Raw genomic sequence first — 12,099 nt, forward strand, 5'->3', positions numbered from 1 at the left:
TGGTACCCCAACTGCATATTATAATCTTCATTTCACTCCCTTGCATTCTGCAACATATCACCTATGACCATAATAGACAATCGCTTACGCCACTAAACCGATAATTGGTCGGGTGGCATGATGTTTGAGGTAAATACCCCACGAAATGAATATTTTGAGTCAGAATCGGGGTCTTCTGCATCTGACAACGGTTTTAATCTTCGTGATTTTACTGGTATCGATTGATTATGTTCTCGGCGCAGACCTGACCGGCCGGGTTGTCGATTCCGATGGCCGCGCAGTCATTGCTGCTTCGGTATTGGTTTTCCGGAATAATGAATACCTGACCGGCACAGCCACCGATACACTGGGATATTATTCTCTGCATTTTTGTAGCGATAGCGGCGATTCGATCCATGTTACTGCTTCCTCGGTGGGATTCGAGACATTATCGCAAACAATTGAAATGGCCAATGATCCCCGAACGATAATCTTTCAATTGACACCGGAAATCCAGAGAATCCGGAGTCTCAGGGTCAAGCCATTGTATGACAGGAATCAGGCATCATCGAAAATAACTCATTTCGATATAGAGAGGACTTCAATCCATTCTCTCGTCCCGACAAATCCGGTCGCCTCTATTCAACATCCCCAGGTCACCCGCGAGGGTTCCAGTCATTCGTCGAAAATAAGACTACACGGTACCAGCCCGCGATACTATATCAACGGTATCGACATCGGTTATGACCCCAATCACTACGGCATATTTTCGATTATTCCCGGGGTTGTGATTAAAAAACTTCAATTTTATCCGCAGGGGACTCCGGTGTGTTTCGGTCTGCCATCGGCCATTGAATTCGAGACTTATTCGCGTTTTGAAAAACACAATACCGGCGAAATCAACCTGTCATCGGTCGAGGCTACCGGGGTAGTATCTTTCGGCGATGAGGATTATTTTATACTGGCCTCGGTAAGAAAATCAGTTTTGGATAAAATAGTCGAGGGACTGAATGTCAAATCGGAGCGGGTAACTATACCCCCGACCAATTTTCAGGATGTTTTTTTGTCTTCGGGGTTAAAGCTGAATGGTAATCTGCGGTTGATTCTTGACCAGTACTATGTCCGCGATTTCCTGAGTTATACGACTGATCCCGGTTCCATTAACAGCTCCGGGATTGATACCTATCAACACACCAGCGAAAGCTACGCCGGTTTACGACTCGAAAGTCTCAGCCAGAATCTGCAGTATAAAATCCGGGGGGCGGTCAGAACCGGATCCGAGATCTATTCCGCCCATCCGGCAATAGATATCAAATCCGGGCTCCGGGTTGATCTTAAAGCGCGGCAGACAACCTACCTGATCGATTCGGAAATTGGTTTTCTTCTTGGCCGGACAGAACTCACCACGGGAGGGAATTTAAAAAACAGCAATCCCCGGGAAATCCGACTGACCCAGAAAAACTGGAATTTCCTTCCTCCCGATGCCGGGAGTGATAATCCATACATATACCAGTCCGAGTTGAATCAGGCGTACGATTCTTACTATTCCCATCGCTCCGATCTCAGCGGGGCAGGTTTCATTTCTGTCAAGCATGATTTCGGCTTGCTGGAAATCGAAAGCGGTCTTCGCGGCGATTATTTTCGACATCTGGCTAATAGCAGGTATTTCACATACAGGAATTCCGCAAGTGTCAAAATCGGGACAACTTCAACCCTGGATTTCTTCCATGGAACATTTGCCGACAGCCCGGTCAACCGTATCCTGGAACCATATCAAATCATAATAGATGATAATCTGGAACGGCTGAAAGCGGTCAGAACCAACTTGATATCGGTTGGTATAAGCTGTGGTCCGGCGAGATTCAATATCTTTCATAAAAAAATAAGCGATCTTCCAATGATTGACCCGAATTTTTCAAAAGTGGCAACTGATGGAACCATTGAAGAAGATTTTTTCAAAATGTCTTCATCGGCGACAACGGAATTCAGCGGCGGTGATATTTCTGTTGATCTGCCTCGTTTTTTATCCTCACGCCTTGATCTATATGCCTTTTATGGATACACCCGGGCCGAAAAGAATCTGCAAAATATCGCTGTCCCCTACGAACTTAATTCGCCGCATCGATTTTATCTCAGGCTCGATTATGCCATGAGGCGGGTGGTCAGGCTTGGCGGAGACATGATGGTGCAATCAGGCCGGCCCTATACTCCGACCGCAATCGGTAGAAATTTCGATCCTGATTTAAGATATACTACGGATTATTATCAAAAGGCATTGACGGAAGAAAATTCCGATAATTTCCCGACCACCATGATCTTTAATCTTCATGCGGATTTTGAGTTCGGCCGGACTCTTCTTTACCTGTCGATATCAAACGTCACCAACCATGAAAACGCCATTATCAATTCCGGTGACGGTTATATCTATGATGCCGGCATACTGCCGGGATTAGGAATCAAACACAGTTTCTGAGTTCAAAAGTAATCAAACATTCAGGACTTTCTTCATCTGGGCATGAAGACAGCCATTACTGGCCAGTAGATATTTGCCATAAATCGAATATTCGCGGCCCTGGAAATCGGTCATTTTCCCGCCGGCTTCAGTCACAATCACCACTGCGGCGGCGGTGTCCCAGGGGTGCAATTTCAATTCCCAGAAACCATCGAATCTGCCGCAGGCGAGATAACATAAATCAAGAGCGGCTGAACCAGCCCGCCGAACGGCTTGAGCCTGTTTGATAAACCGGCGGAAATATTTGAGATTATCTTCATTGGATTGATGTATATCATAGGGAAATCCGGTAGCCAGCAAAGCCTGGCCGAGTTTTTTCTGTTCTGAGACAATAATCCGGGCGTCGTTTAAAAAAGCTCCGGCACCATGGCGGGCGTGAAACAGCTCTGTTCGTACCGGATCATAAATTGCCCCGATTACTATTTTCCCCCGGTACTCCAGACCGATTGAAACGCAGTAAAACGGAAAATCATGGGCAAAATTAGTGGTTCCGTCAAGCGGATCGATCACCCATCGGAAATCGGAATTATTCTCCCGGGCAGAAGCTTCTTCGGTTAAAAGAGAATGATCGGGATATTTGGCGGTAATGGCTTCGATGATATATTTTTCCGAGGCCAGATCGGCATCGGTAACCAGATCAATTTGTCCTTTAAATATGACTCGATGTCGTTTCCGGCTTTTTTCGATAAGAATCCGCCCGGCCTCGATGGCAATCTTATTGGCGAAATTCGAGTACCTTTTCAACACTGCTGAAGTCAGCATATTTGTCACCCCGTCGCTTTTACCTGATCCCGTTTGAACTGCATCTGATATAGACGATAATAAATTCCCTTTTGATCCAGCAATTCATGATGCTTCCCTATTTCGCGGAGACGCCCGTGGTGAAGGACCACTATTTTATCCGCTTTCTCGATGGTGGAAAGACGATGAGCGATAATAATGGCGGTCCGGTTCTCCAGTAATTTATCCAGAGCCTTCTGTATCATACGCTCGGTGGCGGTATCAACCGAACTGGTGGCCTCATCCAGAATCAGGATATTGGGATTAAATGCCAGCGCTCTTGCAAACGATAATAATTGTTTCTGCCCTGTGGAAAGAGTTGCCCCGCGTTCCTTGACCTCGGCCTGCAGACCTCCCTCCTGACGGGTGATATGGCGATAAAGATTGACCTTCTTCAGGGCTTCGATCAGGCGTTCATCGGTTATTTCACGACTGCCCAACCGAACATTACCGGCGAAATCGCCCGAGAAAATGAAAACATCCTGGAGTACCAATCCGAGTTGATTCCGAAGAGTTTTAAAAGATAAATCTTTCAATTCGATGCCGTCAAGCCGAATGGATCCCGCCCGGTACTCATAAAATCGAAATAGCAATGATATAAGCGAGGTCTTACCGGCTCCGGTAGCACCGACAATGGCCACCTTTTCTCCCGGTTCGACCGTGAAACTTATGTCTTTTAAAACATCTTCATTCTCTTTATAGCCAAACCAGACTTTGTCGAACTCAATCCGGCCTCGGAATTCAGACGGCCGGGTCCGATCATTGTCAGCCGTCACTTCCGGCGGGGTATCGAGTAGTTTGAAGATGCGCTCCGATGAGGCCATGGATGATTGAAGAATGTTGTACTTTTCCGATAAGTCCCTGATAGGATTATAAAACCGCTGCACCAGCTGGATAAAGGCAACCAGTTCACCGAAGGTCAATACATCGGCGCTGATCTCCAGTCCCCCCTTGTATATCAGAATGGCCAGCGACACAGCACTGATTATTTCTACCGTCGGGAAGAAGACGGCATAGTAGTAAATTCCTTTCAAATGGGCATCGCGGAGATCGCCGTTAATTCCAAGAAAATCTTTAAATATTTTATTCTCACGGGTGAACAACTGAATTATCGACATCCCGGTTATATGTTCCTGGACAAAAGCATTCAACCGAGCCAGGCGGATGCGGACATCCCGGTAAGTCTGGCGGACTTTTTTCCGGAAAATCGAAGTGGCCAGAACCAGGAGTGGAAGGACTACAAATGTCCACAGGGCCAGTTGCCAGTTATAATAAAGCAGGGCCACAACAATGCCCACCAGAGTGATAATATCACCGAAAACCGATACCAGTCCCGAGGAAAACATTTCGTCAAGCACATTGACATCATTGGTGGTTCGGGTGACCAGCCGACCGACCGGATTTTTGTCGAAAAAGCCGAGGTGCAGTTTTTGAAGATGCGAGAAAATCTGCATTCTGATATCATACTGCACCTTCTGGCCGATATACATGGTAATATACATCTGAATATACTGCAGGATAAATACGGCCAGGAGAATACCGGCATAGATCAGGGCAATATGTTTCAGACCGCCGACATCCCGGGCGGCAATATAGCGATCGATACCGATCTGGACTATTATCGGCAAAGTCAGCTGTAACAGAGAACCACCAACCAGGAGAATAATGGCTACTGTCAAGGTCCACTTGTACGGCCGAACATAGGTTAATAACCGCCTCATCAACCGGGCATCGTACGCCTTACCGAGAATTTCTTCTTCATGGTAATTATTGGCGGCCATATTACATTCTCTTCAATTCTTCTTCGATTAACTGCATTCGATACAGCTCGGCATACCGGCCATTGGCGGCCATAAGATGATCATGATTGCCGGATTCCGCAATCGTTCCATCTTCCATGTAGAGAATCAAATCCGCATCTTTAACGGCCGAGGCCCGATGCGAGATAATAATCGCCGTCCTTCGATCGATTTCACCGCGTAATTTCATATTTATCAGGTGTTCAGTTTCGGTATCGACAGCGCTGGTGGCATCATCGAAAATTAGAATTTTCGGGTCAATCACCAGAGCGCGGGCGATAGCCACACGCTGCTTCTGCCCCCCCGACAGGGTGATTCCTCGCTCGCCCAGCATGGTTTCATAGCCATCCGGAAATTCTTCAATTTCGTGGTCGATGACGGCGGAAGCCGCCGCACTATGGGCTCTGGCGGTATCATCATTATCAACACCAAAGAGAATATTTCTGGTCAGGGTGTCGGAAAATAAAAACGGCTCCTGGGGTACCATCCCGACCTGACGACGGAGAGTATGTATATCCCAGTCATTGATATCGATATCATCAATAAACAGCTGCCCCCTGTTAACCGGAAACATCCGACTGATAAGTGACACCAGCGTCGATTTGCCCGAAGCAGTCGGCCCGATAATCCCGACCGTCATACCCGGTTCAATAACCAGATTGATACCATGCAGAATATGCGTCCCATTATAAGCAAAACCAAGATTACGGAATTCAATTTTCCCTTTCATTCTGGTTTTATTCGACACTCGATCACTGTTTGTCACCTCCGGGACGATATTAAAAATGCGGTTGATTCTATCGAGAGAGGCTTTGCCCCGTTGATAGAGCGAAACCACCCAGCCCATGGCAATCATCGGCCAGATAAGCATGGTCAGATATGCGAAAAAGGCCACCAGAGTTCCCAGGCTGATCGATTCGGCCATTACCGATTTACCCCCGAAATAAAGAACAAACATATTCACCGTACCGGCAATTCCGAACAGAAGCGGCCAGGATAGGCCCAGAATCTTAATCATCCTCAGGTTAAGATGAATATAATGCTTGCTGTGCCGGGAGAAATCTTCGATCTCGGCCTCTTCCTGGTTGTACGCCCGAATCACCCTTACCCCGGCTAAATTCTCCTGGACTTTCGATGTTAAGACGGCGAAATAGTCCTGGATTTTGGCATAACGCTTATGAATCACTATCCCCACCCGATTAACGACAATCGATAACAGGGGCAGGGGAATCAGGGAGTAAAGGGTCAACTCGGTGGACAAGTACAGCATGAAACCGATGGCGATTACGGACGAGACAAAGGCATTGGCGATATGCATGATGCCGGGACCGACCATCATTCTTACGGCCTCGATATCATTGGTCATCCGGGCCATGATATCGCCGGTTTTGTTTTCATAATAAAATGAGGAATTTAATTTCAAAAGGTACTCGAAAAGGTCGGAGCGAAGATCGTACTCCACTTTCCGAGACATCCAGATTATGGAGCGTCTCATGGAAAAGCGGAAGACCCCGGAAAACAATGCAAAGGCGATAATCAGCAGGGCGTATTTGAGAATATTTCCCGATGTCGCTCCCGATTCGAGATCGTCGAAGGCCTTTTTCATCAAATAAGGATTAATCAGGATCAGGGCGTTGGCCCCGATTACGGCCAGACCGCCAAGGATAAGATACAACCTGTAACGGCTGAGATACTTTCGAATAATCCTGAAACGACCTTTTATATTTTCAGTTTTTTCCGACATGGTAAATCATAAAACGCCTGAAAGACGATCAGGTTCCCTGGTGGTTTTCGTTATTTGCCGGAGTAGTGTATCAGGTTGGAGAATAATTTAATAGCCTCGGCATCAAGATTTCTGACCATCTGTATCAGCGGCAGACCGCAATATATCAATTTCCCGTCTCCGAACCGGCTGACTGAAAGATGAGTAATTCCCTTCTCGCCTTCTATAAGTTTTTCCCCGGGGAAAACAACGGCCGGGTAACTGATCGTCCCGCCACTGATGCCATCCAGCATCCTGGAGACATCGAGACGATAGGGCCGAGTGAACAATGGATGGCTGTTGTCTGTTACCCGGACATCTCGTTTCTCCATTTTCTGGGTCGAGGAGACGATTGAAACCGGTAACAGGTCGTCACGCCAATCATCCGTCTGGCCAAAGACAATCACCGTTCCACCGAATTCCATATACTTTTTGATAACATCATAAGCAGCATCGAGCGATTCATAATTTCGGAAACAGCCGGTTCCAAATATAACAATATCATAAAGATCAAGATTGCCCGCTTTCAGATACCTTTCACTGATGCTCTTGTAATCCGCCCCGGTCAGAATAAGTATATCTTCCAATATCCCCGACACGTCGGGGAGTAACGCGATTTTGGTCTTGGTCGGGACATCGAATTCAGCCTGGCGAATCTGCGCGATATCCGAGGCGACGATTTTGCCATCGCTGGAAATGTTGATAATTATATCATGTCTTTCGCGGCCCATGCTCTTGGTGGCCACCAGCGGAATATTGAATTCCCGGCTTCGTTCTCCGGCCCGGAGGGTCAGTTCTTTATTGTAGGCTCCCGAAAGTACAGTCTTTGGCGAAACCACTTCGATTCCGACAACCCCGCCAAAATCAACCGGCTTATTTAGAACCGCTTTAAGACTGGTCGGTTCTACCAGACGATCAATCTGTAATTCGGGGAAAGGCTTGATGATCATAAAATCAGGTACGAATTCTATCGAAAAATATGATTCTTCATAAGATCCGGCCCGGTAATTGAAATCCATTTCCTGATTGCCATAGACCACTTTGCCGACAAATTTCAACGACTGCTCATCGACCGTCATTAGATATCCCGGATCAACCTCAACCGTGTATTCCCGGATCAGCGATGCATTGGGAGAAACATTGGTCCAGGCGGAATCAATGACAATAACCGTATCTATCCAGTAGGGCCGAAAACCAACCCACCCGGTTCTGATACTGATATACCCATCGTTGTCGATTTCGGAACGGAATTTCAGTTTTTTGCCCTCGGTGGTTTCCCGGATTAACACGGTGCCATTGCTTTTAACTCCGGTTTCAAAGAAGACAGCCGAGGATAACTTATCCAGTGTCCTTTCGATATATTGGGCCACCGGGGTCAGAGTATCGACAGCCCCGATCTGATAATAATAGGCCTGTCGGAATTTCTTGACGGCATCAATCGCGCCAAGAAGTGATCCGATTCTCTCGGCGCCGGTCTGCTCGAGCGATTTTTTCAACAGCTCGATATATTTATTTTTATGCATCTTCAGGGCGGCTTTTTGGACCGATCCCTCGACATATTTATCGGCGATTAAATCAAACTTGAAGCGATCGATTCCGGCCAGAAATGAGGCTGAGGGCGATTCCGGCACCGGACGGCTTTTGATCAAATCATAAACAGTATAGATGCCGATTGTTGCTGTCGAGGCAATCTCCTCGGAAACAGCATCGGCCATGCGGTTGATTTCGTCGCCATAGTATTCGAAATATTGATTCTCCTTGATAAAAAGGCTGTACCGGCTTCCTTCCTCGACCTTTCGATAATATTTCTTGATATTAAAAACAGCCGAACTGTCGAAAGTCAGGTTTAACAGGTAACTTTCAAAGGCGTTGAGTGGATCATTCTGAAAATCAGACAGAAAAATAACGATATCGGGAATATATCCGGCGAAAAGGTCTGATTTAATAGTATCGAAATAAATCGGGGTGGCTTCGGGAATATAAAATTGTATTGAATTCAAATTATATTTATCGGCGCGTATAAAAACCGGCTGGTACGACGGACCGGTTTTAATGGTAACCAGATCAACATGACAACCGTTTTCAACCGCCAGATGATAAACCAGCCCCCAATCGATCTGACCCGGATTCTCATAGACGCAAACCGCTTTAATATCCGTCAATAGATTAACGGTTCCGGCCTGCGAGCTTAAACCGGTCATGAAATATGTAATCAGCAGGCCGAAGATCACAATACGCCACAACATTTTCATAGTCAGGAATATAGAAATTTGAATTTTTGCTGTCAAACTCAAATAAAAAAAGACCGCCGAATGTTATGGCGGTCTTTTAATGGGAATTCGAGATATCTAAAGAACCTGCTTTTCTTTCAGTTTTTTATACAGCTTGTCGGCAATTTCCTCCGGTGTTTCACCTTCAATAAATTCGCCTTTCTGGCGAGGGGGCGGCGGCGATACTTTGACTTTTTTGGTATAGGAATTGGGTCCGACTCCGGCACCATCCAAACCAATATCCCCCGCCGACCAGGTTGTAATCGGGGCTTTCTTGGCGGCCATCTTGCCTTTTAATGAAGGCAAGCGCGGTTCATTGATTTCTTTAACCACAGAAACCAGTGCCGGCAGGGCCATTTCGACAACATCATACCCCTCTTCCGTCGTCCGCCAGACAACCGCTTTGCTATCATCTATGGACTCTATCTTCTTGACAAACATGGCCTGAGGAATATTAAGATGAGCCGCCACGGCACCGGGGACCTGAGCCGAATCATCATCGACCGCCTGCTTACCGGCCAACACCAGGTGATAATCGCCGATTTTCTTTATCCCGGCTGAAAGGATTTTCCCGATTGCCTGAGGATCGGACTTATCGAATAAAGGATCGGTTATCATAATGGCCTCATCGACTCCAAGCGCCAAACAGGCCCGAAGCGCTGAAACTGCTTTCTCGGTCCCGACCGTTATGACGGTCACCTTGCCGCCGTTTTTTTCTTTTATTCGAAGGGCTTCTTCAACCGCATATTCATCGAAGGGATTGACTATTCCGGGTCCGGACGGTAATGAAACCTCGCCGACCACCTGGTCAACCTTCACCAGTTCAATTTCCGGGACCTGCTTTATTAAAACGACAATATTCATTAAATCCTCCGCAGTATTACGGTTCCGAGTCTTTTCGAATTTATATTTTAATCGATTCCACCTTAAAAGTCAACAATTTGTCGGGAGAATGATTCATCTATCGGGACTGGTTGTCATTATCCGGTTTTATCTTTTGAAGTGAAAGACAGGCGGCCTGTTGCTCCGCCTCCTTTTTTGAACTGCCCATCCCGGTTCCTGTAATTTCGCCATTGGTTCGGACTACCACAGTGAATATTTTTTCGTGATCCGGCCCTTCTTCGGAAACTACCTCATAATATGGCGGTTCCTGTCCCTTACTTTGCATTAATTCCAGCAGTTCGCCCTTGTAATTACGCTGAGTCGCATCGGACAGGATTTCCCGCGAACGAGAGAGAATGGCTCCCCGGATAAATTGTCGCGCCGATTCCAGACCGCCATCGACATAAATGGCACCGATAACCGCTTCGACAGCATCGGAAACAATCGAATTACGTTCTCTCCCCCCGGATTTTTCTTCCTCAGGCGACATCAACACGAACCTGTTCAATTTGCTTTCAATCGCTACTTTCGACAGGGTAATTTCATTGACCAGAAGAGCCTTGGTCTTGGTCAGATCGCCTTCCGCAAAATCGGGATGAGTCCTGAAGAGGTGTTCCGAAACAATCAGACCCAGAACCGAATCCCCGAGAAATTCCAAACGCTCATTGGATCGGGCCGAATTGGTGGCAGAATAAATGTACGATCGATGGGTGAGGGCTTCGACCAGAAGCCCACTATGACTGAAAAGATAACCGAATTCCCCGTTGAATTCGGCCACCATCTCCTTATCGATTGCAGTCTTCGATCGGGAGAAAATCTGCTTTAAAGAATCAAATAGCCTCACAGCTATTGCTGTTCATTAAATTTTCGTCCCACCAGAGTCACATTGTGCCCGCCGAAACCAAAAGAATTGGAAAGGAAAGCATCAAAATCCCAATCTCTGGCTTTATGCGGGACATAATCCAGATCACATTCCGGATCCGGTTCATCCAGGTTGATGGTTGGATGGACCTTTCTGTCCCTGAGAGATAAAACAGCCGTAATAAATTCCACCGCCCCTCCGGCTCCGAGTAAATGACCGATCATCGACTTGGTAGAATTGATCGGAATTCGATAGGCATACTCGCCCAGAACTGCCTTGATAGCTTTGGTTTCCGCCGGATCGCCAAGAATCGTAGCCGTCCCATGGCTGTTTATATAACCTATATCTTCCAGTTTCAATCCGGCATCTTTAATGGCATTGGCCATCGCCATCATAGCCCCGCTGCCATCGGGAATGGGGGCCGTCATATGGTGGGCATCACAGCTCATGGCGGCTCCGATTATCTCGGCATATATCCTCGCGCCTCGTGCCCTGGCCGATTCCAACGATTCCATGATTACAATCCCCGACCCCTCGCCTATGACAAACCCATCGCGGTCTTTATCAAAAGGCCGTGATGATTTTTTGGGTTCATCATTACGGGTACTCAAAGCCCGGGCTGAACAGAAGCCGGCCAGCGAGGTTGGAGTAATGGTCGATTCGGCGCCCCCGGCAATCATGATGTCGGCATCGCCCCGCTGAATGATCTTGAAGGCATCCAGAAGTGCATGCGATGACGAAGAGCAGGCCGAAACAGTCGCATAGTTGGGGCCTTTGAATCCGAAACGGATAGCCACCAGACCGGCACACATATCAATTATCATCATCGGGATAAAAAACGGAGAAACCCGTCCCGGTCCTGATTCCAGCAGAATCTGATGTTGTTTTTCAAAGGTGCTTATACCGCCGATTCCGGATCCAATCACCACCCCGGCACGATTGAGGTCTATTTTGGATAGATCAAAACCGGCATCATCAATAGCCATCTGGCTGGCGCCAATAGCATATTGCTCCGACAGATCCATTCTCCTGATTTCCTTTTTATCAAGGAATCTGGTTCCGTCGAAATCCTTTATTTCGGCCGCAATCTGAGATGCAAATTCACTGGGATCAAAACGCGTCACCCGGTCAATACCGCATTCGCCCTTAAGGAGCGCCTGCCAGAAATCGTTCAGGCTGGAACCAAGAGGCGTAATCACCCCCATGCCGGTAATGACAGTTCTTACGGCTTGCATCAAATGAAACTCTATTCC

At 47.2% G+C, this 12,099-nt stretch carries 8 protein-coding genes; 1 reads left to right on the top strand and 7 read right to left on the bottom strand.

The genetic code is table 11. The annotated features are described in order from the left end of the window. The first annotated feature begins 154 nt into the window (after nucleotides 1-154). Nucleotides 155-2,452: a TonB-dependent receptor gene (locus tag JXQ28_13035; GenBank protein MBN2278658.1), complete on the top strand. Its 2,298-nt coding sequence runs from the start codon at nucleotides 155-157 to the stop codon at nucleotides 2,450-2,452. 12 nt (nucleotides 2,453-2,464) lie between these two features. Here the strand turns inward: JXQ28_13035 and JXQ28_13040 are convergent, their stop codons facing one another. The 7 genes from JXQ28_13040 to fabF form a co-directional block, all read right to left on the bottom strand. Next, entirely contained in the window at nucleotides 2,465-3,253 is a 789-nt protein-coding gene (locus tag JXQ28_13040; GenBank protein MBN2278659.1) for an inositol monophosphatase, read from the bottom strand. Between the two features lie 5 nt (nucleotides 3,254-3,258). Beyond that, nucleotides 3,259-5,052, bottom strand: a complete 1,794-nt coding sequence (locus JXQ28_13045; protein MBN2278660.1) for an ABC transporter ATP-binding protein — start codon at nucleotides 5,050-5,052, stop codon at nucleotides 3,259-3,261. 1 nt (nucleotide 5,053) lies between these two features. Further along, complete coding sequence (locus tag JXQ28_13050; protein MBN2278661.1) at nucleotides 5,054-6,814, bottom strand: ABC transporter ATP-binding protein; 1,761 nt, start codon at nucleotides 6,812-6,814, stop codon at nucleotides 5,054-5,056. Between the two features lie 50 nt (nucleotides 6,815-6,864). After that, entirely contained in the window at nucleotides 6,865-9,078 is a 2,214-nt protein-coding gene (locus JXQ28_13055; GenBank protein MBN2278662.1) for a hypothetical protein, read from the bottom strand. Between the two features lie 102 nt (nucleotides 9,079-9,180). Continuing rightward, entirely contained in the window at nucleotides 9,181-9,966 is a 786-nt protein-coding gene (locus JXQ28_13060; protein ID MBN2278663.1) for an electron transfer flavoprotein subunit beta/FixA family protein, read from the bottom strand. 97 nt (nucleotides 9,967-10,063) lie between these two features. Beyond that, nucleotides 10,064-10,765: a ribonuclease III gene (gene rnc / locus JXQ28_13065; protein MBN2278664.1), complete on the bottom strand. Its 702-nt coding sequence runs from the start codon at nucleotides 10,763-10,765 to the stop codon at nucleotides 10,064-10,066. 65 nt (nucleotides 10,766-10,830) lie between these two features. Then, nucleotides 10,831-12,081 (bottom strand): beta-ketoacyl-ACP synthase II, encoded by a 1,251-nt coding sequence (gene fabF, locus JXQ28_13070; GenBank protein ID MBN2278665.1) that lies wholly within the window; start codon nucleotides 12,079-12,081, stop codon nucleotides 10,831-10,833. Between the last annotated feature and the right edge of the window lie 18 nt (nucleotides 12,082-12,099).

The organism is Candidatus Zixiibacteriota bacterium (assembly GCA_016933955.1).
GTDB lineage: Bacteria > Zixibacteria > MSB-5A5 > GN15 > PGXB01 > JAFGTT01.

Bases quoted from the DNA above. Each gene is read 5' to 3' on its own strand.
- JXQ28_13040 (MBN2278659.1), bottom strand. From the start codon at position 3,253: ATGCTGACTTCAGCAGTGTTGAAAAGGTACTCGAATTTCGCCAATAAG.
- JXQ28_13045 (MBN2278660.1), bottom strand. From the start codon at position 5,052: ATGGCCGCCAATAATTACCATGAAGAAGAAATTCTCGGTAAGGCGTAC.
- JXQ28_13050 (MBN2278661.1), bottom strand. From the start codon at position 6,814: ATGTCGGAAAAAACTGAAAATATAAAAGGTCGTTTCAGGATTATTCGA.
- JXQ28_13055 (MBN2278662.1), bottom strand. From the start codon at position 9,078: ATGTTGTGGCGTATTGTGATCTTCGGCCTGCTGATTACATATTTCATG.
- JXQ28_13060 (MBN2278663.1), bottom strand. From the start codon at position 9,966: ATGAATATTGTCGTTTTAATAAAGCAGGTCCCGGAAATTGAACTGGTG.
- rnc (MBN2278664.1), bottom strand. From the start codon at position 10,765: ATGGTGGCCGAATTCAACGGGGAATTCGGTTATCTTTTCAGTCATAGT.
- fabF (MBN2278665.1), bottom strand. From the start codon at position 12,081: ATGCAAGCCGTAAGAACTGTCATTACCGGCATGGGGGTGATTACGCCT.